We start from the raw sequence: 25,382 nt of genomic DNA, 5'->3' as shown, positions 1-25,382 counted from the left end.
AGGTATCCACCGCCAATTCTGTTTTTGTGGTCAGCTTTTTATCCCACACATATTTGGTAAAACAACGGATCCCGTTGCCACACATTTCAACCTTACCCCCATCGGCATTATAAATATCCATGCGAAAATCAGCCTCGGAAGAAGGAAGAACGACAAGCAGTTGATCAGCCCCGGCACCAAAACGACGATGGCACAATTTTTTGGCCAATTCGGCGTTTATGGGGATATCCCCGGAGATATTGTTCAAAAAAACAAAATCATTTCCCGCTCCGTGCATTTTTGTAAATTTAAGATTCATTATTTCAAATTGATCCCCTCGACTCCGCTCGGGGACCAAACATGAGTGCTCGGGGACCAAACATGAGTGGTCATTGAGCGGAGTCGAAATGACCTTACCGTAAATACCCCGGCATGACTTCCCCCCGAACCAAATCTTCAAACGTTTCACGATGGCGCACAAGATCAACTTGGTCACCATTTACAAACACCTCACAGGCGCGAGGCCGTGAGTTGTAAGTCGATGACATCGAAAAACCATAAGCCCCCGCACTCATCAAAGCCAGATATTCCCCCTGCAAAACTTGCTTCATGGTCCGGTCATGGGCAAAAAAATCACCCGTCTCACAAATAGGGCCCACAACATCGGCAACCAGATCAGGCCGTGCCCCGTCCTTTTTGACAGGCCACAGGGCGTGGTAGGCATCGTACATGGCCGGGCGCATCAAGTCGTTAAGAGCCGCATCCACAATTAAAAAGTTTTTGTTCTCGCCAACTTTGTTATACAGCGCCTTGGTAACCAAAGCTCCCGTATTTCCCACCAAAAACCGGCCCGGCTCAAAAATAAACTTGAGTTTTAAATCTCCCACAACGCTCAATAGAGCTTTGGCATAATCCTCAGGCGTTGGAGGCGTTTCGTCTTTATAAACAATGCCCAAACCACCTCCGATGTCCCAATTCTTGATTTCAATCCCTTCACTTTTTAAAGTTTCAACCAAATGGCGCACCCGTTTTGCCGCATCCACAAAAGGAGACGTGGTCGTAATTTGCGAACCGATATGACAGTCAATTCCCACAACCTGAATGCCCAACATGGTTGACGCTTTTTTATAAATTTCAATGGCGCGTTTGTGGTTAACCCCAAACTTGCTCTTCTTAAGGCCGGTTGAAATATAGGCATGGGTTTTCGGGTCAACATCCGGGTTGACACGAAGTGCAATGGGAGCTTTTTTCCCGCGGGCAACGGCGATTCTTGAAATATTTTCAAGTTCGTCTTCTGACTCAACATTAAACTGCAAAATACCCGCATCCAAGGCCGCACTGATTTCATCATCGGCTTTGCCAACCCCTGCAAACACGATACGTGAAGCCGGGCATCCCGCCTTCAAAGCACGCCACAATTCGCCACCTGTCACAACATCAATACCGCCTCCCAACCCAACAAATGTTTTCAGGACCGCCCCATTGGAATTGGCCTTCATGGAATAACAAATAAGGGAATCAATCGACTTAAAAGCATTGTTAAAACGTTCAAACCGGTTTTTTAACGCAGCATAACTGTAAACATAAAGAGGGGTCCCAAATTGCTTGACCAATTTCTCAAGCGAAACCCCTTCGCAATAAAGTTCATTATTTTTGTAAGTAAAATAATCCATGCACTCCTACAACATCTTCTGCCATCTCTTGATTTCTTGTTTTACGTTCTTGGTGGCTGTTCCCCCAAAACTTAAACGACGATCAATGGATGCCTCGGTGGAAAGCCAGGAAAACACATCTTTTTTAAAAAGCAGTGAATGTTTTTTAAGTTCCGTCAGTTTGAGTTTCTCAAGCACCTTGCCATACTTCAGGCAATATTTTATCAGCATCCCAGCCACCTCATGGGCCTGACGGAAAGGCAAGCCCTTGGTGGCCAAATAATCAGCGACATCCGTTGCCAGTAAAAAGCCTTCTTCCGTGGCCTGGAGCATTTTGTCCTTGTTCGGTTTAATGCCGGGAATCATGGCTGATAAAACACACAACATCGCCAGCATTTGTTCAGTGGTGTCAAAAAGGGGTTCTTTGTCTTCCTGCAAATCTTTATTGTAAGCCAGTGGCAAGCCTTTCAACGTGGTAAGCAAGCTCACCAAATTCCCATAAATTCTTCCTGTTTTCCCGCGAACAAGTTCAGCGGCATCGGGATTTACTTTTTGGGGCATCATGGAAGAACCCGTGCAAAATTCTTCAGGCAATTTTACAAACGAAAATTCCTGGCTGACCCACAAAATAAGTTCTTCGGCAAAACGCGATAAATGAGTCGACAAAAGAGCACAACAAAACAAGAACTCGACCACAAAATCGCGATCGCTTACTGAGTCAAGACTATTGTGACTTACTTTTTTAAAGTGAAGTTCCTTGGCCACAAAGTTCCTGTCAATGGGATGAGTTGTTCCCGCCAAAGCCCCTGCCCCCAAGGGCAATACTTCCGTCCTGGTCAAGGCATCGGCAAGTCTGCTTTTGTCACGTTCCAGCATTTCAACATAGGCCAGCAAATGATGGGCCCACAACACGCTCTGGGCCCGTTGCAAATGGGTATATCCCGGCATGGGACAAAAACCTTCTTTTTGGGCCAAAGTCACAAGGGCTTTTTGAACCTGGACTATTTCTTTGCTTAATTCCTCGATAACCCGCCGCACATAAAGTCTTAAATCCAAAGCCACCTGATCATTGCGACTTCGAGCTGTGTGCAATTTTCCTCCCACAGGGCCCACTTTTTGGGTGAGCCTTGTCTCTACAGCCATGTGAATATCTTCAAGGGCATCGCTCCACACAAATTTCCCGGACTCCATTTCTTCCAAAACAGACTCGAGACCCTTTTGGATTTGGGAAAATTCTTTCTGCGAAACAAGCCCCACCGTGGTCAGCATTTTGGCATGAGCTAAAGACCCTGCAATATCCTCACGATAAAGTTTTTTATCAAAAGGTAAGGAAGCGTTAAAAACTTCCAAAAGAGGATGTGATTTTTTCTCGAAACGCCCGCCCCAAGTTTTATTTATTTTTGTTTTCACAAGGCGGGCAAAGTACCAACTTGGGCCAGCTTTGTCAAAAAAGTATTCGTCACTGTAAACAGGCGGGAATTGGCTAAATTCATGGTTTTGCGGAACTGGGGCAAACTTAAAAGAAGCTTTGGCTTGGATATCAAATTTTTTATCAGACCTTTCCGGTTTATGTCCCCATTGGAACAAACAAGCCCGGCATCACCAAGCTGGGTTAAGTCGGTATCCACCGCGTCAAAAATGCCACGTAATGCCACAAAACGAACCCTGACTTTTTCACAAATTTGGGCCATCCAGTAGGTTTCCATGTCAACCGCCAGGGCTTGGGTATCCTCACCCACACATCGTTTTGCATCCGCATCGGCCAACACAAATTTACTTGAAAAAAGGAGCCCCTTAAAAAAGGGGGTTTTTGATTCCATCAAAACATCCTCCATCAGCTTTCCATAAACACCATCACAGGGAAGATTTTTTTCATCAGAGGCAAGAACGTGAGTGGGCAAAACCAGGTCCCCCTCTTTAAGTAAAGGGGTCAAGGCGCCAGAAACCCCCAAATGCAATACAAGATCCGGTTTTTGACCGGTTAATATTTGTTCAAAAGAGGACGTCTTCCGGGAAATACTTTCGTAACCAATACCGGTTTGAGCCAGAAAAAATTTGAAATGGGATGGCAGTGAAAAAAGTGAGCCCTCAAGCGTGTAAAAGGGCCATTGGATTTTGGGGCTCCGAACCCAGGGGACATTTTTAGACCAAGGTTCCCATTCAGGCTTGGTGGCAAAAACAAGAAGAATATTCATAAAACTATTTTTCCCTTATTTATACACGTTACTTGCATTCCATTTCCATCAATTTATAATCCCTTCATTCATGAAAGCACGCTTATTCACCCTTCCCGTGTTATTGGCTATTTCATTTTCCTATGAGCCGTGCCTTCCCTCTTCCATCAAAAAACAGGCCGACCAACCCAAACAGGGTGATGTTGTTTATGAAGTGACCACCATCGTTCCAAAAATTGAGGAAGCCCCGTTGACCGTCCAAGGCACCGGTATTTTTAGAATTTCAGATCAACTCACGGTAAAATCCCCCTTAAGCGGAACCATTGACAAAGTGTTCTTCAATGAGGGGGACACCGTCCAGGTAGGAGATGTCTTATGCCAGCTTAAAAGCGATGATTTAGTCAGTCAGGTCGAAAAAAAACAGGCTGAGCAGAAGGAAATGGAGGCCATTTTAGAACTCCATCAAAAAGGGGGGGGACAAACAACTGCACCTCCTCACGAAGACAATGAAAATATTTTCCTTGATGAAGAAGGGCACCCCACTAAAGAAACCGGAAAATATGGTGAGAATGATGCCATTGTAAACAGCCCCCCTTCCACCCCTATAGCCACGGCTCCCAAAAATGAACCTCCTCCGGTTATTGACTATGCCGCCCAAATCAAGGTGGATGAGGCAAAAATCGAACGTATCAGGCAGGAACTGGAAACCCTCATCAACAAACAACTGCTCTTGTCGGTGAAAGCAGGAATTGCAGGAATGATTCAAAAACGTTTTGTCACCGATGGGACCCAAATTTATGAGGGAGATGTGCTTTTTGAAATCATTCAGGTCAATCCGGTGACCCTTGTCGCCAAAATCCCTGCCCAAACCAGTTCTTATATTGACAAACTAAGCAAAGCTTCCGTTCATCCAAAAAATGCGGAGGATCTGGAAGCCCAGAGTTCCCTTTTTTATATAAGCCCCATCATTGACACAGCCACCAAAACACTGGAAGTCCATCTTCACGTCCCCAATGACCGTGGGCTTATCCGTGCGGGGCAAGAAGGGGAAGTAAAAATCATCACGCGTAAAATGAACAAGGTATTTCTCATCCCTCCCCAGGCCCTTTTAAAAGAGGGAAATAAAAATTACATTTTCATTGTTACCGGCCCCAAAGCGGAAAAAGTGGAAGTAGAAACCGGCCCCGAAAAAAGCCCCCAAGAAATCACGATTAGAGCCAATATCCGCGCCGACGAAGCCATTATCCTGGCCCCCCGTCCCGAGCTCAAAGATGGTAGTTTTGTGAAAAGTGGGCAGACTTAGGCTTCATGTCCACTATAAATACCATAATTCCCTGGTTTGATTCCCAAAATAGTCCTTATTTTTAAGCTGACTCAAAACTTGACAATACTCCCTCAAATATCATAGGGTTCGCCCTCGTTTTTACTTAACAGAGGATATTTTATATGCAGGCAGTCATTCAAACCGGCGGCAAACAATACCGTGTCGCTAAAGGAAACAAAATTTTAATCGAAAAATTGGATGGAGATAAGGGGCAAAGCATTACTTTTGATCAGGTCCTTTTGATAGAAGGGGACTCCGTTAAAGTAGGCACCCCTCTTGTCAGCGGAGCCAAAGTTCTGGCAACAGTGGTTGACCAAACTAAGGGTGAAAAAGTGATTGCTTATAAATACAAGCGCCGCAAGGGTTATCACAAGAAAAAAGGGCACCGTCAGTCATTGACGTGTGTTGAAATCAAGGAAATTCACGCATCGTAGGGACGTATCCTGCCAGAGGCAGGCACGGTGAAATACGCCCGTACATGGAGAAATGCCCGTACACGGAGCATTACGATAAGGATTATTTATGGCACACAAAAAAGCAGGGGGATCTTCCAGAAACGGCCGTGACTCTCACGGCCAACGCCGTGGCGTTAAACGCTATGGAGGGCAAGCTGTCAAAGCCGGTGAAATCATTGTACGCCAGCTTGGCACGAAAATTCATCCAGGCGCCAATGTGGGCATGGGAAGTGACTACACCATTTTTTCGCTGGTTGCCGGCGTCGTAAAATTTAGCCGTTATGGCAAACAAAGAACAAAGGTGAATGTTCTGCCTGCAGCCTAGGTTCCACTTTTAATAAAATTTCAGACATAAAAAAAGCCATGCACCGTACGGTGCATGGCTTTTTTATTTTAAATGGAAAAGGTTTTACCACGCACAACCATAGGCTTGCATGCTTTGTTTGGCTGCATCAAGAGCTGCCTTACAGCTGGCTTCCAAGGCGGGCTTGGCTTCAGCGGATGCTGCAGCGGCCTTCCATTGGGTTTTGGTTTGCTCTAATGAAGCAGACAGGGTCGCTTTCATCGAATCAGGAATTTTTGACTGAACGCAGGCTTCATACTTTGAAAGATATTCATCACAAGCAGCCACTCCAATACTTGTCGATAAAGCTGTGGGAGAATCCCCTTTTTTGCTGCAAGCGCTCATCAAAACCACACTTAAAACAAGGACCCAAAGAACTGTTAATTTTTTCATAAATCCTCCTATAAGGGCATTGCCCAAAACTAATTTCCCCCAAAAAAACTGTTTTTTTAGGGAGGGGTTTGTTGTAACACAATCGTCACAGGCCCTCCATGATAAAATTGCTCTTCAACCTATCAGTGTTTTTCCTGTTTTTGGGGATGTATTTTATGGCAACCCCTTTGGGATTGGCTTTGGAAAACTCTCAAAAAATTGACCTCATTTCTCATCCAACCCATTTCCCAATCAAGGCCTACCGCATCCACTATAAGGGAAGCTTTTCTCAAATACGACAGGGGCTTTTACTGCTTCCTGAAAATCAGGATAATAAACCACTTCCAAGCCTGGTTTATCTTCATGGGCATGGCTCTTCAGCTTTAAAAGCCGCTTTTGATGAAACAGGAGCTGACCATGCCGTAGGAGCCAAAGCCGCAAGCCAGGGGATGGTTGTTTTTTTACCCGATCTCCCAAGTTTTGAGAAGAGCAATGGTTACCACTATCGTTTTGTCAAACACACCGTCTGGGAAAAAACATCCTTGATGGATCAATTTATTTCAGAAGCAAGAATCGCTCAAGATATCCTTGAAACCGTTTCACAATCCCCCAACAATCTTTTCAAGCTCAGTGCCCAAAAAAACATGATCTCCGGCTTAAGCCTGGGGGGCCTTGTGGCCCTGGCCGCGGGAAGTCAGGACAATCGTTTCGAATGGGTGGGTATTTACGGACAATTCTTAAACGATGAAATGATCCATTCAAATCAGCATCATTCTTGCCAACATCAGCTTAAAATCCCTTACGACAATCCCCAATGGCTTACCCCACGTTTTTCTACACGAACCCTGCATATTATTTTTGGAGAAAAAGATGAATTTTTTGGCCCTGGCTTTTTAGAACCATTAAAAAAACTCACAGAGACCATGCGGCAAGCAGGACAAACCGTATGTTTGGGACCAGATTATCAGGCTACCAAAAATTTCTTTGATGAAAATTTAAGTCTCAAATGGAACCCGGATACAAAATGTTCCCTTGTTATTGAAATTGACCCGAAGGCCGGTCACGAAATAATCGGGCTTGGAAAAAATCCTGAAAAAGTTTGGAATACAAAAACCTTAGGAATTGATCTTTAACTGTTGGCGGGTTTTAAGCTTGTTGTTTTGCAGCCCATTCCACTGCTTGATTTGATTAACGCTTACACCGTATCGTTTTGAAAGATCCCACAGAGTGTCCCCTTTTTGCACAGAATGAAAAATGACGGCCGGCTTGGCTTCAACCAAAGGCTCAGTCGCCATGGCCACAGGCCCCTCAACTTCAGCGGCACTGGGTAAGGAAGGTTCTTCTTGTTTGCCCAAACCATTCCCTTCAATCACAGAACTTACAGTTACCTCTTTTTGTATCCCGGCTGTGCTTGCCTCAGAAACTTTTGGTTGTACTTTTGGTTTTTGGTAAGCAACAAGCTTCTGGGCCGATACTTTCAATTTTTGCCCTGCTCTAATAACTCCACGGCCTGACAACCCATTCCATTTTTTCAATTGGGCCACGCTTACCCCATGATGGGAAGCAATTCTGCCAAGAGTATCCCCCTTACGAACACGGTAAGTAGCCCCCGAAGAAGCAACTCCCATAGCGGGGGCATTTAACGAAGCCCGGGCTATAAACTTGTCTGTGGATTCCCCCTGTTTGGGAATGCGCACATAGGAACCCGGCACCAACCGTTCTGTAAGTCTCATGTCATTGGCGCTAGCTAAAACATTGGCCGAAACCCCATAGCGCTTGCCAATAGTGGCCAAATTTTCTTTTTTACGAACTTTGTAAAAAACATGATGAACACGATCCTGTTTTGGGATATCGGCATAATTCCTTTCGAAATTATCCTTATGCCCATCGGGAAGATAGACGGTGTAATGCTTATCCGGTGGAGTCACCCCCAACATAAGTGAAGGATTAAGCTTTGATATTTCTTCTATAGAAGAGCCAGAAGCTTTGGCAATGACATCAATGTCTGTGGCATCAGGAATGGTCACACCATCAAAACGAAGAGGCTCATCAAATAAGGATCGGCTAAAACCATATTTTTTGTAATTTTTAACAACGGTTGCCGCCGCCAAAATACGAGGAACATAATCCTTGGTTTCTTGTCTCAGATAACGAGTTTTCGGCTGGGCTAATGTCCAAAAATTGGTGGAACGAGACTTGCGAATGGCCCCATTGACCTTGCCCGCTCCTGCGTTATAGGCGGCAAAAGCCAAATACCAATCACCATAAAGATTATGCAAATCTTTCAAATGACGGGCAGCTGCATGAGTGGCCTTCATCAGATCACGACGTTCATCGATGAAATGATTACATTCCAACCCATACATTTTCCCCGTAGACCTGATAAATTGCCAAGCTCCTGCTGCATGGGCATGACTGTAGGCGTGCATGTTAAAACCACTTTCGATCATTGAAAGATAAACAAGATCGGTGGGCATATCATATTCACGTAAAACCTCTTGCATAATGGGAACTACATGACTGCCTCGATTGATCCATTGAGCAAACTTGCCTCGCAAATTACCCGTGAAAACATTGATCCATTTTTGAACCTGGTCATTGTAAACATAGGGGATGTCATATCCACGTTCCGGGTTCCACTTGCTTCCATCGTCATCGTAAATGGATTTTAATTCGGGAAGATCCCGTTTCTTTTTCTTTTTTTTGCTGAATTTTGTACTGGGGGAATTGGCTTCTTTAAGATCTTGCTGGATAAAATATTCCACTCCATCCATGCGTTTGTTGGAAGGAGCAACTGCATATTCTTCATTTTCTTGGGCTGACTGATTTTCTATAAGGCTTTCTACAGTACCTTCGGAAGGATTTGTTGTTGGAAAGGCTGAATTGTTTGAGTCGATGGTAGCGGCCATCGCATCCCCTGAACTACGTACAGGAGCCTGACCTAAACCACCTCCACAGCCGACAACCAACGGAAAAACAAAAAAAACAAAAACCCCCCTCAGGGGAACGTAGTTTATATATTTCAAGACTACTCCTTAGACTAGCTGTTACAATTTTATTTTTAATGACCCTTTAACTCTGTTGCAGGACCCACTTCAAACGGCTGGAATCAATTTCGGGTTTAAGTATAAAGGATTTTAAATGAATTCAACAACCTTTTTTTACCAAGAGAAAAAAATATAAAACATAATAATTTCAATTAGTTACATAAATAGCCCCCAAACGAAAATCCCTGCCACGATAAGGAGAATCCATAAAATCCATTTTGGGAATAAACTTTGCGGTTTTCCCCCTGATTTCAAAAAAGACGCCTCCTCCCCTCTTAATAAAGAGAGGCGTGTTTCGGGCCTGGCCTCTATAAGGCGTTGGTCCATATTTTTTTGGGCACGGGCATTAAAAGGGTTACGAAAATGATCCATCATATTGACCGTACCGTTTTCACTTTCCAGAGGAGACAACACCATTTTTGTAAAAGCAAAATTCCCATTAAAAAATCCCTTCATTTTTTCAAAAATGGAATTTCCAGGTGCTGTTTCTTGCCAAGTTAAAGCCTGATCTCTTTTAAAAACTATTTGAACATATTTTTCCCATCGACATTTTTGAGCCAAGGACATGCTTACATCGGACACAATCACTGTATGGCCCAATGCATCAGAAAAAGCCCCTCTATATAAAACTTCATTCACATCTTCTAAGGCCACGTCCACACTTTGGGGAATTCGTCCATCTTTCTGCAAATTGTGAAAAAAGTTTTTCCATTCATCCGGTGTTTTTGGTTTAAAACGCGGATACTTCCCTTCGATGAAGGGAATGAATTTTTTGAAATTATCCAGGCATTCCCTCAGTACTTTTTCAAAAAGGCTTTCTTCACCTTCAGCCTTTGTTTTTAGGCGAGCCAACCAGTTCTTAATGGCTTCGCGTGAAAAAAAAGCGGCGGTATCTGCCGCTTTTTGATAGGTATCGGGTTTAATAGAAGAAGGTTCCCCACTCACTTGGAAGGATTTTTCTAAACTCTTTTCCAAAACAGACTCCGAGTTTTTATCCGGCTGAGAACGGGAAATAGGTTTTGAATCCGTCATATTTTACTCTTGTTTTTTTAACCCCGGCCCCCCATAAACGAGCCATTCATGCCTTTAGCTAGCAAAATTACCGGCCTTCTTCCAGGTGAAAAACTAAACCTTTCAGGCTGGGTGGGTTCAAGCCCTGCATTTTCCATTGCCAAGTGGTATTTGGCCACAGAAAAACCGGCGCTCATTCTAACCAACCATCTCAAAGAAGCCCAAACATTCCATGAAGACCTGAAATTTTATCTTCAAGGTCATGCCCCGGTCACCATGTTTCCGTCCCTGGACTTGCGTCCCTATTATCATCTTTCTCCCAATGCCGAACCCATTCACACTCAAATACAAATCTTGTGGCAATTAAAACAAGCCAAAGAAAAAGGATTATGGGTGGTCCCGTTAAAAGCCCTTACCCAAAAACTGATATCCCCAAAATTGTTTGATACAGTCACTCAAACCATCATTCGCGATCAGGAGATAGATTTAAATAAGCTTATCAACGATCTGACCCATCTTGGTTATGAAAGGACCCCGCTGGTTGAAGACGTGGGAACATTTGCCGTTCGTGGGGGGACCATCGATATTTTTAGCCCCGCCCACGACCACCCCTGCCGCATCGATTTGTTTGGAGACATGGTCGAAGCCCTGCGTTTTTTTGAACTCCAAACCCAAAAGTCGGTCGCAAGCACCGAACAGATTGTTCTGACCCCCACCAAACACCTTTTATGGTCCTTTCTTAAAAAAAACTGGAAGGAAGAAATAAAAAAACGCTGTGATGATGGAGACATCCCAAAAACGGAACGCGATACACTTTACGACCAAATTGAAAATAACATCTATTTCCCGGGCCACGAAACTTTTCTCCCGTTTCTTGAAGAAAAACCCGGAACCCTTTTTGACTATCTTCCCAATCAAACTGTTTTGTTTGGGCTTGAAACCGATTCGCTTCTGATTCAGGCAGAAAAAAATATTGAAGAACTCAAACGCCATCAAAAAGAATCAACATCGATTGAACGCATGGTCAATCCAGAAGAACTTTTCCTGTCAAAAAAAGAGCTGGAAAGTTTGCTATCTTTTTTCCCCCTGACTGATTTCTCAAGCTTGCAAACAGGGAACTCCATTGCAGTTTCAATGGAGACCAATGAATTCATAAAAAATAAAATACGATCCTTCACCCATGAAGAATCACTCAAGCCGCTGGCCAACGATCTTGATGAGAAAAGAGAGCTTGGAACCAAAATACTCATCACAAGCCATTCAAAAATACAGAAGGACCGGATCTTTGACCTGCTTTCACGATTTAAACTTCCGTTGATGCAAAGTGAATCCCGGTCTCAGCAACAACAAACCATTGATTCACTTTTTTCCGACAATGGTCAAACAAGTCACATACACCTCTTATCCCAGTCTCCCTCTCGTGGGTTTTTCTGGCCTGAAAAAAAATTGTGGGTATTAACCGAAGAGGATCTTTTTGGACAAAAAATAAAAAAGAAAAAAGAGAGGAAACTGCTCGAAACCTTTTCGTCCTTTTCAGAACTGGGCATGGGAGACTTTATTGTCCATCAGGACCATGGCATTGGCATTTATCGCGGGCTTATTCCCTTAACCATCAACGGCATTCACAACGATTTTATTTTTCTTGAATACCAAGGGGGGGACAAGCTCTACGTCCCCGTTGACCAGCTTGACCGTATTGGACGCTATTCGGCCCAGGAGGGCATTGTCCCCACACTGGATAAAATGGGAGGCACTTCATGGCTCAAGGTTCGCGAAAAAATCAGGCGAGCCACGCGCAGGCTGGCCTCCCAGCTTTTAAAAATCCAGGCCGTCAGGGCCGCAGCCAAGGGATTTTCCTTTTCGCCACGCAATGCCGTATTTGAAGAATTCGAGGCCACCTTCCCCTATGAAGAAACCCAAGATCAGCAACAAGCCATTAATGACGTGCTTGCCGATATGGAATCGGACAAACCAACTGACCGGCTCGTCTGCGGTGATGTGGGCTATGGGAAAACCGAAGTGGCCATTCGGGCGGCTTTCAAGGCTGTGCTCGACCATAAACAGGTCGCGGTTCTGGTGCCTACGACGGTTCTGGCTTTCCAACATTATCAAAACTTCAAAAAGCGTTTTGAAAGCCATGCCATCAACCTGGCCTCGCTCTCACGCTTTCAAACTGCTTCCGAACAAAAGAAAATCGTAGAAAAAATAAAAAATCACACCGTTGATATTATTGTGGGCACACATCGTCTTCTTTCAAACGACATCCACTTTGCGGATCTGGGTCTTGTCATTGTGGATGAGGAACATCGTTTTGGAGTGACTCAAAAAGAGAAACTCAAAAAATTCCAGAATGTCGTCGATATCGTCACTTTAACCGCCACTCCCATTCCACGAACGCTCAACTTTGCCTTAAGCGGCATACGCGACCTGTCCATTATCAACACACCGCCTGAAGACCGCCTGGCCGTCCGCACCTTTGTCACTGAATTTGACGATGCATCTATTCGCGAAGCCATCATGCATGAAATGACTCGCGGCGGGCAGGTGTTCTTTGTGCATAACCGCGTTCAAACCATTGAGGGCATGCGCGACCGTATCGCCAAACTGGTCCCCAAAGTAAAAATTGGCGTCGCCCACGGACAAATGCTCGAGGAAAAACTGGAAGAAGTGATGCTCAAATTCATGGATAAAAAATTCGATGTTCTTTTGTGCACCACCATCATTGAATCAGGAATTGACATCCCCTTGGCAAACACCATCATCATCAACCGCGCCGATCATCTGGGGCTGGCCCAGCTTTATCAACTTCGTGGACGTGTCGGCAGGTCCCACCAACGGGCTTATTGTTATCTTATTGTCCCCCATGATGAACTCATGACCAAGGATGCACGTAAAAGATTGGGCGTCATCCAGCGCTTCACCGAGTTAGGTAGTGGTTTTAAAATTGCCTCGCACGATCTTGAAATTAGGGGCGCTGGCAATATTTTGGGAGACGAGCAATCCGGCCACATTGCCTCCATTGGTTATGACTTGTATGTCAAACTTCTTGAAGAAGCCGTCATGGAATTAAAAGGTGAAAAGACCGCAGAAGACATCGAGGTAGAAATGAAACTGCCCCTCGAAGCCCACATTCCTGAAAGCCTTATTCCTGATACCAGCTTAAGGCTGGTTTTATACAAACAATTATCCTCTTTAAGAAAAGAAGAAGATTGCAAGAGCTTACACGATGAATGGACGGATCGCTTTGGGCAACTGCCAGGCCCTACCCAAAATTTAATTGAACTGATTCGACTCAAGATAAAAGCACGGGCACTGGGGCTTAGTTCTGTAAGCACCCAAAAATCAGGGTTTGTCGTACAGATTCATCCCCACACTTCCATTTCGGCCGATTACCTGATCCATCTTGTAAGAACCCAGCCAAAAAAATTCAAAATCACTCCGGATGGAAGACTCATCATTGGTGAACCCCTGAATTCAGGGGAAGAAATTTTAAAAAAAACAGATCAGATGCTTTCAAGGCTTCAAAACCAACAATGAAACATTTTTTCCTGATCCTAGCCCTGTCATTTTTTTCCATTTCTTCCCTGGCAACAGCTGATGAAGAAAAAAAAGAAAACCCTTTTTCGCTGGGCTTGGATTCTGATTTTGCGTACCGTTATTTATGGCGCGGGCTATTTTATAGCGACTCGGCCGTTTGGCAGCCTTCAGCCTGTATTTCCAGAAACCACTTAACAGCCGGGATATGGGCCAATATGCCGCTTACCGATGAAACAAATCAGGGAGAATTCAACGAGATCGATGTTGAAATAAGTTACGAATATTCTCTTGGTTTGCTCACTTTGAATCCAGGGCTTGTTTATTATTTTTATCCAAACACCTCATCAGATACAACGGCAGAAATAGGGCTGGATGTTTTCTATCCTGTAAAAGATTTCAGCATTGGATTCAAACAGTCCGTTGATTTCGACGAAGCACACGGGGGATATTTCGTAAATTTTTATGGAACCTACTCAAAAGAAATTTTTAAGCATGTAAATCTTGAAGCAACCCTGGGGCTGGCTTTAGCCTCTTCCCGATGGAACGAACTTTATTTCGGGATTAAAAAAGCGGCCTTGAACCATGCTTCATTTGAAGCCAGTTTAAACTGGCAAATAAACAAAAAATTTTATTTCGAACCCCATTTTCAAGTGATGGTTCTCACTCACCCTTCTTTAAGAGACCTGGTAGAACATCCCAACCCGATAACAGCCGGGGTATCTTTTGGAACCCAATGGTAAAATTATTTGGGAACTTCAATACGGGGGAAAAGGCTGGGTCTCTCTTGGGGAAGAATAATGGGATCTGCAGGAAGCTTACTTTCAAAATTTAACTGATCAAAAGGAATGTCATTCCACCCAAACATGACTCTTAATTTTTCAGCAGTTTGAGGAATAAATGGCTTTAAGAGGCACGAAAAATAATAAAGACACTGAGTGACCGTGGTCAACACTTCACGCAAACGAGTTTCATTTTTTTGTTTGGCTAAAGTCCAAGGTGCCTCGGCATCAATATAGCGATCAATTTCCCCCACCCAAGCCCAAATCGCTTCCAAGGCACGATGAAACAAAATATCGCCCGATTTCCATGGATCAAGATTGTTTTTTACTTGATCTAAAACCTGTGTGTATCTGTTCACCAAATTCAAATCTTCTCCCGCAAGTTTGGCCTGCTCCATGTTCCCGGAAAAATAACGGGCAATCATTCCGGCTGTACGGCTGGCCAGATTACCGAGCCCATTGGCCAAGTCACTGTTGTACCGCAAAATGAAATCATCCCACGTAAAATTGCCATCATCCCCAAAACTGGTGGAACGCAGCAAATAATAACGCAAACTATCAGGGCCGTATTTTTCAGCCACATCAAGGGGCGTCACCACGTTTCCGAGGGATTTACTCATTTTTTCGCCTTTAAGATAAACAAAACCATGCCCAAAAACTGTTTTAGGGAGGGATAAATTGGCCGCCATCAACATGGCCGGCCAAATTACACAATGAAAACGTGTGATGTCTTTGCCAATGACATGCAGTGTCGCCGGCCACCATTTTTTGAATTTTTGTGGATCATCAGCAAACCCTATCCAGGTGATGTAATTGATGAGTGCATCAAACCAGACGTAAACAACGTGATTGGGCTTGATAGGAAGGGGAATGCCCCAATCAAAGCCCGCACGCGAGACACTGACATCTTTTAAACCCCCTTTGATTACATTGATGATTTCATTGCGCCTGTTTTCAGGCAAAATGAACTGGGGATTTTTTTCAATGTGCTCCAAAAGTTTCTTGTCAAAGGCACTTAGTTTGAAAAAATAATTTTTTTCCCTGATAAATTTTGGGCGGGTTTTGTGCTGGGGGCACACATTATCCACCAAATCTTTTTCGGTATAAAAAGCTTCGCACGATTCGCAATAAAGCCCTTCGTAGTCCCCCTCATAAATAAAGCCATTGTCATAAATTGTTTTGAATAATTTGGAGACGGACTGGTGGTGTTTTGGATCGCTGGTCTGAATGAACTCATCGCAATAAATACCCAGCTTTTCCCAAACATCCTCGAACTTGGGACGCATTTGGTCACAATAAGCCTTTGGGGCAAGCCCCTGGGCTTCCGCCGCTTTTTTTACATTGACTGAATGCTCATCATTCCCCATCTGAAAATAAACCTCATCGCCCAGCATGCGGTGAAACCGCGCCAAAATATCAGCCCCTATTTTTTCGTAGGCTGTTCCAATATGGGGGATGCTATTGACGTAATCAATGGCTGTTGTGATGAAGAATTGGGGCATAAATAAACGTGTGCCTTTCTTGACTGTGTAAGGGCAATTCATGAATTGCCCTTACATTGCCATTACGTTGATCAGTTACTATAAATCTATCTTAATTGAATCAATAAATTTTCCAGAATGAGGGATTTATTCACATTGCGATCCAAGTCTTTTTGGGCGTTGGAAACCTTATCCACCTTTTCTACATACTCCCAATTTTTGTCTCCTTTCATCTTTTCCATCAAATGCTTTTTGACCATTTCCAAGGTCAAATCCAAGTCCCCTTTCAAGGACAAAATATTTTCAACAGCTTCCGTAATGGCTGAAAATAAAACGGCAGGGGTTTCCAAGACAGCATTTATGGATTCAAAACCCTGAAGGATTTCCTCCGATACAAATTTCAAAATCAAACCCGGAGACCCATCGGACAAACGAATCAAACTGTCCAAACGTTCCGATGAAATTTCTTCATGCGTTTTTAAAACCTGTCTGCATTCATCATAGGACAAAGTTTCAAAATAAAGTTTTTGGGCCCGTGAACGAATGGTGGGAATAAGCTGGGAAAGGCCCGGGCTTATCAACACGAAATAAACATGGGCGGGCGCTTCTTCCAAGGTTTTTAAAAGGGCATTGGCTGCCTGCAAGGTAAGGGTATGGGCCTGATCCATCACCACCACCTTGATATTCCCTTCAAGGGGGGTACGCGCCAGATCGGATTGAAGCTTGCGAATAGCTTCTATTTTCAGGCTATTTCCCTCGGGCTCAATCCAATAAAAATCGGCATGCTGACGACCAAAAACTTTAAGACAAGACCCACATTTCCCACAGGCGGATTTCGGGAACGTTTTCTGTTCTTTGGAAAGTGGCCCAAACAAACCCAAACTTTTCTCATTATTTTGCTGGTTTTTATCACAGCAAAAAAGAAAAGCGGCCAAGTGCCGGGCCACAAGGGATTTGCCAATTCCTTCGGGGCCATAAAAAATAAGAACGGGGGGCAATTTTTTTTGATGAACCAATCCCAGTAACTTGTCCCAATTTTTTTGATGCCCAATAAACATAACGATGATGTAACTCTTTCTCCTTACCCAATCCATTTCTCAACATGCTTCTTTATCTCATTAAAAACAATTTCAGCATCTCTATTTGCATCAATGATCACAAATCGTTCCGGCTCATTTTGTGCAAGCCTAAGATAGCCATCCCTAATTCGCTGATGAAACCAAAGAGCCTCTTTTTCAAAACGATCTTCTTTATTCCCATTTTTGATTTTCTCAATACGATGCCAAGCTCGCTTTAACCCCACTTCCACGGGCAGATCAAACAAGAATGTTTTATGCGGAATCAAAGTATCCGAAGTTATTTGATGAATTTTTTGAATTAATTCTAAAGGTAAGTTGCGACCATACCCTTGATAAGCCGTTGTGGCATCAGAAAAACGGTCACACAAAACCATTTTTTTGGCTTTTAAGGCAGGTTTAATCACTTCCTCAAGATGTTGAGCTCTGCTGGCCGCATACAAAAGTAGTTCAGCCAAGGGAGCCATATTTTGGTGTCGGGAATCAAGCAAGATCCGTCGAATGTCATCCCCTATCGCCGTCCCTCCCGGTTCCCGCGTTAAAACAACAGAGCTCCCTTTTTTCTCCAACCAAGAAGCCAAAAGCTTGATCTGCGTTGTTTTGCCCGTGCCTTCAATGCCTTCAAATGTGATAAACAAAACATCTTCACCCTTACCCTTCGATCACCGCGTAGCGGGACCGTATGCGGGGCAATCTCCCTCCAACGGCGGGCAAGCAGGGTGTCCTATTTATTTGGACATGGTGAGCCAGTCCCGCAAACGGGACCCCGCTACGCGGTGGTCGAACCATGCTCCATTAAAAAATTTCATAAACATTACCCAATTAAATTTACTTTGTACAAATAAAAAAGCCCCTCTGTTTTCACAGAGGGGCTTTTTTGAAAAACTTTCTTACAGGCTAACAATTAGAAGCTGTAAGCAAATTCAGCTAACAATGAATGATAGTCTGAATTGTTGGCTGGGCCAGAAACAGCGGCAAAGTCAAAACGGTATTCCATTTTGAGTTTGGCACCATCCGTAATGGCATAACCAGCACCGACGCTACCACCAAGAAGAGTGCCTTCGAAAGCACCGTTCCAGTTAGTACCCGTGGTTGAAGCACCACCAGCAAGAGCAGGATTATTTAAATCCCACAACCAATCAGCGCGGAAGGTTACATCCCACACATCACTGGCTTGGTAGTTAATGGCAGCAACAGCGCCAAAAGCTTTCTGGTTGCTAATGCCAGAAGCGGGGGTAGGATCATTGGTTTGACGATAAGCAGCTTCCAAAGCCAAGTCAACATTGTCACCCAATGCAAACATGGCATCCACATCACCCAACCAATCCCAGTGGGCATTGTGACCAGTGTTTTCAGGGCCTACGCCGATAGCAAGACCAACTTTGTTCTTGTTGCCTTCTTCGCCCCAGTTAAAACCCAAACGGTTTAAAACGGAAGGAAGTGCGCTATCAGCAAAACCGTTGTCGTTAAGGTCGTTAACAACGGCAAAATGCCAATCAACAAGATCGCTAAAAGCATAGTACAATTTAGCACCTGTTGTGTTGGCAGGAGTTAAATAACGGAAGGTATTGTTGTGGCTGACCAACCAGTTATCACGGATATCAACACTGTCATTCCCAATGGGAGCATTAAAGCTACCAATCAAGAATTCCATACCGTTACCCACACCCAAATTAGCAGTGACATAAGCTTGTTCCAAGCGTACGCCAGCAGCGCCAGTGGTGTTTGTAAGGTTGGTGAAGTCGATATCAGAACGAAGACGAATGTTTTCGCCAAAAGTTTTGGCCAAATCCAATTCAACTTCGTTGATAAGGAAACCAAATGTGTCTCTATCGCCAGCATTGGTCAAACCAAAATCACCAATACCACCAAAGTTAGCACCGGTGAAAGCGTCTTTGTCATCATGTTGGTAAACAGTGACAACATCAACAGCCCCACTGATTTCAACGCCTTCGGCAGCTGCTGAGGGAGCAGGTGTACCGTTAGCATAGAGGCTGGTGCTTGCAGCGATAAAACCAACTGCAAACAGGCCTATTAATTTTTTATTCATTGATTCACTCCTTTTTAATGGTTAAACGAGTCCTACCATTTGCCTATAACAACAACCAAACATTCCCCTGTTGTCATAAAACAAATTGCTCTTCGAGTTTTTCAACTCAACCGAACAAAACTGGTATTTAAAAGACTCACATTCACTGACGTGAATGTTAATGGACCCGATTAGGGCGGGATTTTAAATTTAAACATCCCCCACTGTCAAGTAAGCTTTTTTCAAAACTTACCCGATCTTCATCGAGTCTTTAAAAACAACTGTCGGCGAATGTGCCCGAAAATAAAATAAGCGTCAAGCATAAATAACGCACTGCATCGATTTTTAAATTATAAATATTTGAAAAATAAATAGTTTACTTCTATTTCAACCCCAAAAAAAAGCCCGATAAGCTAAAAAGCTTACCGGGCTTTTCGATTGTAAAGGTTGGTTCTCTTTCTTCTACATCATACCGCCCATACCACCCATTCCGCCCATGCCACCCATGCCACCACCATGAGCTCCAGCGCCAGAAAGATCTTTGTCTTCCTTGGGTTTTTCAGCAATCATGGCTTCGGTGGTAATCATAAGAGAAGCCACCGAGGCAGCGTTCTGGAGAGCTGTACGAGCCACCTTGGTTGGGTCAATGACACCGGCTTTAATAAGGTCTTCATACACACCTGTTAGGGCGTTAAAACCATAAGCCCCATTGTTTTTGCGAACTTCTTCGACCACAATGGCGCCTTCAACACCGGCATTCACGGCAATTTGACGAAGAGGTTCTTCCAGGGCCCGTTTAATAATGGTCACCCCTGATTGCTCTTCGGCATCCACCTTTATTTTTTCCAAAGCCGTCACGCAACGAATGAAAGCAACTCCACCCCCTGGGACAATACCTTCTTCAACTGCCGCACGGGTTGCATGAAGGGCATCTTCCACACGGGCTTTCTTTTCTTTCATTTCGGTTTCTGTGGCAGCACCGACATTAATCACAGCAACACCGCCCACAAGCTTGGCCAGACGTTCCTGCAATTTTTCGCGATCATAATCGGAGGTTGTTTCCCCGATTTGTTTGCGAATTTGCGTCACACGGCCTTCAAGCTCGCTCTTTTTGCCGGCGCCATCAATAATGGTGCTGTTCTCTTTGTCGATGGTCACGCGTTTGGCACGACCCAAATCTTTGATATCCAGGCTATCCAGCTTGATGCCCAATTCTTCGGCCACAAGCTTCCCACCTGTTAAAATGGCAATGTCTTCCAGCATGGCTTTGCGACGATCACCAAACCCGGGGGCCTTCACGGCACAAACCTGAAGAGTTCCACGCAGCTTGTTAACAACCAAGGTTGCCAAAGCTTCGCCTTCAACTTCTTCAGCAATAATCAAAAGAGGTCGTCCCATTTTGGCCACTTGTTCCAAAACGGGAAGGAGATCTTTCATGCTGGAAATTTTCTTTTCATTAATGAGAATGAAAGGATCTTCCAACACGCATTCCATGCGTTCAGGATCAGTGACAAAATAAGGAGAAAGATAACCACGATCAAACTGCATTCCTTCCACCACTTCCAAGGTGGTCTCCATGCCCTTGGCTTCTTCTACCGTGATCACGCCTTCTTTACCCACTTTGTCCATGGCATCAGCAATAATGCCACCAATGGCATTGTCGTTATTGGCTGAAATGGTTCCCACTTGGGCAATTTCTTTGCGGTCTTTGGTGGGTTTGGAGAGTTTCTTCAACTCATCGACAACAATACTGACAGCCTTGTCAACACCGCGCTTAATCCCCATGGGGTTATGTCCGGCACTCACAAGCTTGGCGCCTTCACGAAAAATGGCCTGGGCCAAAACCGTGGCGGTGGTTGTTCCATCACCGGCTGCATCACTTGTCTTGGAAGCCACTTCTTTCACCATCTGGGCCCCCATGTTTTCAAACCTGTCTTCAAGTTCGATTTCCTTGGCCACGCTCACACCGTCTTTGGTAATGGTGGGTGAACCAAATGATTTTTCCAGAACGACGTTGCGACCTTTTGGGCCCAATGTCACCTTAACGGCATTTGCCAGAATATTCACCCCACGGAGAATTTTCTGACGGGCGCCTTCATCAAAAATAATTTCCTTTGCCATAACTTGCTCCTTTTTTAAAAATGTTGTTTCAACGGGTCTTCAAAGTGAAGACATGCGCAAAACAAGATTATTCAACAATTGCCTGCACATCATCTTCACGCAGGATAAGATATTCTTCACCGTCAACCTTGATTTCGTTGCCGGAATATTTGGAGAACAAAATACGATCCCCTACTTTGATATCGAGGGGAACTTTTTTACCATCTTCTAATACTTTGCCATTCCCCACAGCCAGCACTTCACCTTCTTGCGGCTTTTCTTTGGCTGAATCAGGAATGATAATTCCACCCTTGGTTTTTTCTTCTTCATTTAATCGCTTTACAATAAGACGATCGTGTAAAGGACGAACCTTGAGTTTTTTACTCATAATACAAAACCTCCATTAGATAGTTGTTAAAAACAAATTTTTGTAAGTTGCAGATTTACAAGTGCTTTTTAAGAGCGTGGCGAATATATTGTTTGAAGCCCTCTTGTCAAGAGGGGGAAATAAAAAAATTAAAGGCGCTGCAGAATAGAATAAAAAAACAAAGGCTTATAATTTTCTTTTTTGGGCCTCTTCTTCAAAATATTTTCGATAAAGGACTTCCCATTCCGGAGACCCTTCGACAACCCCCTTTTTAAGGGTCTGGATTTTATGACGCACAAACGTGTCTATTTGATCTTCTACCTGTAAAAACTCGGTAAAAATATTCTTGATTATTTTAAGAGCTTCATCCTCATTGGTGTAATCGACCAACTCATCCAAGTAAAGACGGTCGTGAATTTTGTGGGAAAGATGTGAAATTCTGTCTTCGGAAAGGCGCATTTTAATGTCTGACCTGTCGGACGCGTCTGACGGGTTGGACTTACAATATAATTTTTCGGTCTTTGGCCAATTGCTTTTTAATCATTAAAAAAAGCTTCCGTTCGTCCATGGCCCCTGTTTGCATTTGGCCACGGTATTGATCCATCATCTTACGGGCATCCTCATCCAATTTTTCCTCACCCACCATATCAGCTGTAATCACGGCAATCACTTTTTCAACCAATTTGGAATCGGGCACACGAAAGGTAGCCACATTCTTTTCTTTAAGTCGGGCCACGACGCGTGTTGCTATTTTTTTGATGATTTCTTCCTTAAGACGCACGCCTACTCTTCACCATACTTTAGTTTGGTTGGCAACGAAGAAATGGGCTAGGGTCTTATTTCCGTCGAGATACGCCCCGTACCCTTGCATGTAAGACATTTTTGGGTGATGTCAAAAGTTTTAAAAATGGTACGGGTAAATTCTTCGTGTTCGTAGTCGTGATCGGGATAGTGAAGATGAGCCAGTTCATGGGCCAAGGTACTAAGAATTTCAGGGTGTGAAATAGCCACTATTTTTTTCACCCGCGTTTGTCCCTTTTTGTTCACATAAGTTTGCTGATTATGGGTGGCCAAGACAATAATCCGGCTTTCAAAATAAACATTCCCAAAAACGCGCATAATCTTTCTTTCAGTAGGTTTGAAAGACCTTATTTGAGCCGGCATGATAAGACTGGGCATTTTGGCCTTGGCTTTTTTTAAATAAGTTATAACCCATTGAAGTCGCGGTGAAATTTTAACATTTATCCGAATGTCAGAACGTCTTTTTTTCATAAAAAAATAACCTTTACTATTGTAACGAAAAACTTTGGGTCCCTCCAAGGGATAGTTTTTTCTTTCCTTGACGTATAAAACCCACGTAATATGAACATGTTATGGTTCCATCCCCCTTCAAGAAAAAAGCAACCAAAGCCGGCCCCACGGTTGTTGTGGGCGTCAGCGGAGGCATTGCCTGTTATAAAACAGCCGAATTAGTTCGGTTATTGGCCAAAAACAATTTTAATGTCCATGTGGTCATGACTAAAGCCGCCACTGAATTTGTTACCCCTCTTACGTTTCAGGCTCTTTCTGTCAACCCTGTTCATACGGATATTTTTGACCTAACCCAGGAATCGGAAATGGGGCATATTGAACTAGCCGATAACGCAAAACTCGTCGTCATTGCCCCAGCCACGGCCAATCTCTTGGCTAAAGCTTCTCACGGAATTTGTGATGATTTACTCACAACTCTTATTTGTGTCACCCGGGCCCCCATTTTATTGGCCCCTTCTATGAACTGCCATATGTGGGCAAACAAGATTGTTCAAAAAAATGTGAGGGAATTGAAAAAAAATGGATTTCTCTTTGTCGGGCCCGATGAAGGTTCCCTTGCCTGCGGCTATGAAGGAATGGGAAGAATGGCAGAGCCGGAGGAGATTTTGAAATCGATTCAAAAAATAATTTAGATGTAGGGGCGCTGCTTGCTGCGCCCACCCCACTAGATATTCCAGGTTAAAGGGCGCGGCAAGCAGCGCCCCTACATCATGATAAAACAACACTCCCTTCATTTCCTTATCACCGCTGGCCCCACACTGGAGCCCATCGATCCTGTTCGTTTCATTTCAAACCATTCATCGGGGAAAATGGGTTATGCACTGGCCAGTGCCGCCCTTAAAATGGGGCATCGGGTTATTTTGATTACCGGCCCCACTTCCCTTTCCCCTCCTAAAAAAGCCAAAACAATTCATGTAACAACCGCTGGAGAAATGCATCGGGCTGTCATAAAACATTTTCCCAAAGCAGATGTTATTATTAAGGTTGCCGCTGTGGCTGATTATAGGCCCGCAAAAAGAGCCCCTAAAAAAATCAAAAAAACACAACTGACCCTTACCCTCAAACTGGTCAAAAACCCGGATATATTAAAGGAATTGGGACAAAAGAAAAACCCCCACCAAATTTTGGTGGGATTTGCGGCCGAAACCAACAATGCAAAAAAAAACGCTCTTAAAAAGCTTAAAGAGAAAAACTGTGACTGGATTGTGCTTAATTCCGTTGCTGGGAAAAACAAAGGATTTGAATCGGACTATAATGAAACAACCCTCTTAAGCGCCCGAGGGCATGAAATTCACTGGGGCAAAACCCTTAAAACCGTACTTGCTTCCCGCATTATTTCCCTCTTACTTAAAGAAGGAACCCGACCCCCCAAAACAACAAAAACCCAAAAATCTCTGAGGTAAGAGCCCCCCTTCTCTTTCCCAACCTTTAAATATAAAACTTAATAATATCATATATTTATTACATATAATCTTGTAAGTCAAAATGGCATGGGGGTTGCTTTAGAATACTTTGAACTAAGAAAGGTATTCTAATTTATGAAAAATAAAACCTCCTTGTTGTTGGTGCCAGTTTTACTTGTTTTGGCTCACTGTGGTGGATTTGAAAGCCCCAATTTTACCGATGGCAATGGAGCCCAAGAAGATGTCAATCCTACAACAGATGAGGGCCCCACCGGAGATGATTATCGTTATGGCGCTTTTACAAGTGCAGAAAATGGAACCTTAACCGACACAATTACCCAATTGCCCATTCCCATTTATTTGGCTTATTTTACAGACGAAGAAAAATCCGAAATCGAGGAAGGAATTTCTATTGCCAATCAAGCGATTGGTTTTGATGTTTTTGAAGTAACGGATAAATGGACCCGAAAAGAACGCATTATTTACAAAGTAAAAGACATTGATTTTGACGGCGAAGAACCCAAGGAAATTGCGGATAAGACCATTGGATATACCTATACTTATTTTGTTCATACCCGTGACCAAGAATACAATGACGTGGTTGTTTTAGACTGGGTCATGGAAATCAAAGCCGGAAAGATTTCCCCTGAAATTATCGCCCACGAACTGGGACATGCCATGGGCATTAGCGAACATAAACGCATCAACTATCTGACCGATTCTCTTTCAGACCTCATGGCCAGTGACATCATGAATGCCGTCATCTCTTTAAACCCCACTTATGACCAATATGATTTCATGATGCAAAAGCAGGGTGAAATTTTAGAAGATTATTTAAACAATTAATTCATTCGATAGTAAGAACACCGTTGGAAGGAACCAAAGCGGCTTCCTGATTTCTGCAATAGAAAAAAAACTGTGCCCCCGAAGGAGCCGTGGGGG

General features: G+C 43.8%; 22 protein-coding genes and 3 pseudogenes (2 of these 25 cut by a window edge). 8 read left to right on the top strand and 17 right to left on the bottom strand.

Going from position 1 to position 25,382, the window contains the following annotated elements; all coding sequences use genetic code 11:
• The 4 genes and pseudogenes from A2048_05255 to A2048_05240 all read right to left on the bottom strand — a co-directional run.
• A pseudogene (locus A2048_05255) lies at positions 1–298 on the bottom strand (hypothetical protein); it reaches 428 nt to the left of the window's first position.
• Positions 299–392: 94 nt separating this feature from the next.
• Positions 393–1,652: a diaminopimelate decarboxylase gene (locus A2048_05250; protein ID OGP09831.1), complete on the bottom strand. Its 1,260-nt coding sequence runs from the start codon at positions 1,650–1,652 to the stop codon at positions 393–395.
• Between the two features lie 6 nt (positions 1,653–1,658).
• Positions 1,659–3,029 carry an argininosuccinate lyase gene (locus A2048_05245; GenBank protein OGP09851.1) on the bottom strand — a complete coding sequence of 457 codons (1,371 nt, stop codon included), beginning with the start codon at positions 3,027–3,029 and terminating at the stop codon, positions 1,659–1,661.
• 8 nt (positions 3,030–3,037) lie between these two features.
• On the bottom strand, positions 3,038–3,826 hold the full coding sequence (locus A2048_05240) for a hypothetical protein (GenBank protein ID OGP09830.1): 789 nt from the start codon (positions 3,824–3,826) through the stop codon (positions 3,038–3,040).
• A 70-nt stretch (positions 3,827–3,896) separates the two neighbouring features.
• On the opposite strand from A2048_05240, the gene A2048_05235 reads away from it, so the two are divergent.
• The 3 genes from A2048_05235 to A2048_05225 all read left to right on the top strand — a co-directional run bounded on the left by A2048_05235 (position 3,897) and on the right by A2048_05225 (position 5,909).
• A complete protein-coding gene (locus A2048_05235; protein OGP09829.1) occupies positions 3,897–5,108 on the top strand; it encodes a hypothetical protein in 1,212 nt (403 codons plus the stop codon).
• A 143-nt stretch (positions 5,109–5,251) separates the two neighbouring features.
• The gene (locus tag A2048_05230; GenBank protein ID OGP09828.1) at positions 5,252–5,563 is read left to right on the top strand and encodes a 50S ribosomal protein L21; all 312 of its coding nucleotides are present in this window, start codon (positions 5,252–5,254) and stop codon (positions 5,561–5,563) included.
• Positions 5,564–5,651: 88 nt separating this feature from the next.
• Positions 5,652–5,909 carry a 50S ribosomal protein L27 gene (locus A2048_05225; GenBank protein ID OGP09827.1) on the top strand — a complete coding sequence of 86 codons (258 nt, stop codon included), beginning with the start codon at positions 5,652–5,654 and terminating at the stop codon, positions 5,907–5,909.
• 84 nt (positions 5,910–5,993) lie between these two features.
• On the opposite strand, the gene A2048_05220 is transcribed toward A2048_05225, so the two are convergent.
• Complete coding sequence (locus A2048_05220) at positions 5,994–6,320, bottom strand: hypothetical protein (protein ID OGP09826.1); 327 nt, start codon at positions 6,318–6,320, stop codon at positions 5,994–5,996.
• Between the two features lie 98 nt (positions 6,321–6,418).
• Between A2048_05220 and A2048_05215 the strand changes: the two genes are divergently transcribed.
• Complete coding sequence (locus tag A2048_05215; protein ID OGP09825.1) at positions 6,419–7,432, top strand: hypothetical protein; 1,014 nt, start codon at positions 6,419–6,421, stop codon at positions 7,430–7,432.
• Here the strand turns inward: A2048_05215 and A2048_05210 are convergent.
• On the bottom strand, positions 7,415–9,325 hold the full coding sequence (locus tag A2048_05210) for a hypothetical protein (GenBank protein ID OGP09824.1): 1,911 nt from the start codon (positions 9,323–9,325) through the stop codon (positions 7,415–7,417). The genes A2048_05215 and A2048_05210 overlap by 18 nt on opposite strands.
• Positions 9,326–9,502: 177 nt before the next feature.
• Entirely contained in the window at positions 9,503–10,378 is an 876-nt protein-coding gene (locus tag A2048_05205) for a hypothetical protein (GenBank protein ID OGP09823.1), read from the bottom strand.
• Positions 10,379–10,426: 48 nt separating this feature from the next.
• Between A2048_05205 and A2048_05200 the strand changes: the two genes are divergently transcribed.
• Entirely contained in the window at positions 10,427–13,894 is a 3,468-nt protein-coding gene (locus tag A2048_05200; GenBank protein ID OGP09822.1) for a transcription-repair coupling factor, read from the top strand.
• Entirely contained in the window at positions 13,891–14,634 is a 744-nt protein-coding gene (locus A2048_05195) for a hypothetical protein (GenBank protein OGP09821.1), read from the top strand. Before A2048_05200 ends, A2048_05195 begins: the two co-directional genes overlap by 4 nt.
• Positions 14,635–14,636: 2 nt before the next feature.
• On the opposite strand, the gene A2048_05190 is transcribed toward A2048_05195, so the two are convergent.
• The 9 genes from A2048_05190 to A2048_05150 form a co-directional block, all read right to left on the bottom strand.
• On the bottom strand, positions 14,637–16,175 hold the full coding sequence (locus tag A2048_05190) for a methionine--tRNA ligase (protein OGP09850.1): 1,539 nt from the start codon (positions 16,173–16,175) through the stop codon (positions 14,637–14,639).
• Positions 16,176–16,261: 86 nt separating this feature from the next.
• The gene (locus A2048_05185) at positions 16,262–17,212 is read right to left on the bottom strand and encodes a hypothetical protein (GenBank protein OGP09820.1); all 951 of its coding nucleotides are present in this window, start codon (positions 17,210–17,212) and stop codon (positions 16,262–16,264) included.
• A gap of 23 nt (positions 17,213–17,235) precedes the next feature.
• Complete coding sequence (locus A2048_05180; GenBank protein OGP09819.1) at positions 17,236–17,868, bottom strand: dTMP kinase; 633 nt, start codon at positions 17,866–17,868, stop codon at positions 17,236–17,238.
• A gap of 266 nt (positions 17,869–18,134) precedes the next feature.
• Positions 18,135–19,280: a hypothetical protein gene (locus A2048_05175; protein OGP09818.1), complete on the bottom strand. Its 1,146-nt coding sequence runs from the start codon at positions 19,278–19,280 to the stop codon at positions 18,135–18,137.
• 441 nt (positions 19,281–19,721) lie between these two features.
• Positions 19,722–21,380 carry a chaperonin GroL gene (locus tag A2048_05170; protein OGP09817.1) on the bottom strand — a complete coding sequence of 553 codons (1,659 nt, stop codon included), beginning with the start codon at positions 21,378–21,380 and terminating at the stop codon, positions 19,722–19,724.
• Between the two features lie 67 nt (positions 21,381–21,447).
• Positions 21,448–21,747: a co-chaperone GroES gene (locus A2048_05165; protein OGP09816.1), complete on the bottom strand. Its 300-nt coding sequence runs from the start codon at positions 21,745–21,747 to the stop codon at positions 21,448–21,450.
• 165 nt (positions 21,748–21,912) lie between these two features.
• Positions 21,913–22,185, bottom strand: a complete 273-nt coding sequence (locus A2048_05160) for a hypothetical protein (protein ID OGP09815.1) — start codon at positions 22,183–22,185, stop codon at positions 21,913–21,915.
• A 40-nt stretch (positions 22,186–22,225) separates the two neighbouring features.
• Entirely contained in the window at positions 22,226–22,507 is a 282-nt protein-coding gene (locus tag A2048_05155; protein ID OGP09814.1) for a hypothetical protein, read from the bottom strand.
• A 47-nt stretch (positions 22,508–22,554) separates the two neighbouring features.
• Positions 22,555–23,046 carry a hypothetical protein gene (locus tag A2048_05150; GenBank protein ID OGP09813.1) on the bottom strand — a complete coding sequence of 164 codons (492 nt, stop codon included), beginning with the start codon at positions 23,044–23,046 and terminating at the stop codon, positions 22,555–22,557.
• 53 nt (positions 23,047–23,099) lie between these two features.
• Here A2048_05150 and A2048_05145 point away from each other — a divergent pair.
• Both A2048_05145 and A2048_05140 read left to right on the top strand, forming a co-directional pair.
• Positions 23,100–24,440 (top strand): annotated as a pseudogene (locus tag A2048_05145) (hypothetical protein).
• Positions 24,441–24,575: 135 nt separating this feature from the next.
• A complete protein-coding gene (locus A2048_05140; GenBank protein OGP09812.1) occupies positions 24,576–25,286 on the top strand; it encodes a hypothetical protein in 711 nt (236 codons plus the stop codon).
• Position 25,287: 1 nt separating this feature from the next.
• Here A2048_05140 and A2048_05135 read toward each other — a convergent pair.
• A pseudogene (locus A2048_05135) lies at positions 25,288–25,382 on the bottom strand (hypothetical protein) (it continues 361 nt past the right edge of the window).

This window comes from Deltaproteobacteria bacterium GWA2_45_12 (genome assembly GCA_001797365.1).
Classification (GTDB): domain Bacteria; phylum UBA10199; class UBA10199; order UBA10199; family UBA10199; genus UBA10199.
The sequence above is the reverse complement of the archived record's forward strand: the minus strand, read 5'-3'. Positions and strand labels throughout refer to the sequence as shown.

Coding starts and splice junctions, on each gene's coding strand:
- A2048_05250 (OGP09831.1), bottom strand. CDS start 1,652: ATGGATTATTTTACTTACAAAAATAATGAACTTTATTGCGAAGGGGTT.
- A2048_05240 (OGP09830.1), bottom strand. CDS start 3,826: ATGAATATTCTTCTTGTTTTTGCCACCAAGCCTGAATGGGAACCTTGG.
- A2048_05235 (OGP09829.1), top strand. CDS start 3,897: ATGAAAGCACGCTTATTCACCCTTCCCGTGTTATTGGCTATTTCATTT.
- A2048_05230 (OGP09828.1), top strand. CDS start 5,252: ATGCAGGCAGTCATTCAAACCGGCGGCAAACAATACCGTGTCGCTAAA.
- A2048_05225 (OGP09827.1), top strand. CDS start 5,652: ATGGCACACAAAAAAGCAGGGGGATCTTCCAGAAACGGCCGTGACTCT.
- A2048_05220 (OGP09826.1), bottom strand. CDS start 6,320: ATGAAAAAATTAACAGTTCTTTGGGTCCTTGTTTTAAGTGTGGTTTTG.
- A2048_05215 (OGP09825.1), top strand. CDS start 6,419: ATGATAAAATTGCTCTTCAACCTATCAGTGTTTTTCCTGTTTTTGGGG.
- A2048_05205 (OGP09823.1), bottom strand. CDS start 10,378: ATGACGGATTCAAAACCTATTTCCCGTTCTCAGCCGGATAAAAACTCG.
- A2048_05200 (OGP09822.1), top strand. CDS start 10,427: ATGCCTTTAGCTAGCAAAATTACCGGCCTTCTTCCAGGTGAAAAACTA.
- A2048_05195 (OGP09821.1), top strand. CDS start 13,891: ATGAAACATTTTTTCCTGATCCTAGCCCTGTCATTTTTTTCCATTTCT.
- A2048_05190 (OGP09850.1), bottom strand. CDS start 16,175: ATGCCCCAATTCTTCATCACAACAGCCATTGATTACGTCAATAGCATC.
- A2048_05185 (OGP09820.1), bottom strand. CDS start 17,212: ATGTTTATTGGGCATCAAAAAAATTGGGACAAGTTACTGGGATTGGTT.
- A2048_05175 (OGP09818.1), bottom strand. CDS start 19,280: ATGAATAAAAAATTAATAGGCCTGTTTGCAGTTGGTTTTATCGCTGCA.
- A2048_05170 (OGP09817.1), bottom strand. CDS start 21,380: ATGGCAAAGGAAATTATTTTTGATGAAGGCGCCCGTCAGAAAATTCTC.
- A2048_05165 (OGP09816.1), bottom strand. CDS start 21,747: ATGAGTAAAAAACTCAAGGTTCGTCCTTTACACGATCGTCTTATTGTA.
- A2048_05160 (OGP09815.1), bottom strand. CDS start 22,185: ATGCGCCTTTCCGAAGACAGAATTTCACATCTTTCCCACAAAATTCAC.
- A2048_05140 (OGP09812.1), top strand. CDS start 24,576: ATGAAAAATAAAACCTCCTTGTTGTTGGTGCCAGTTTTACTTGTTTTG.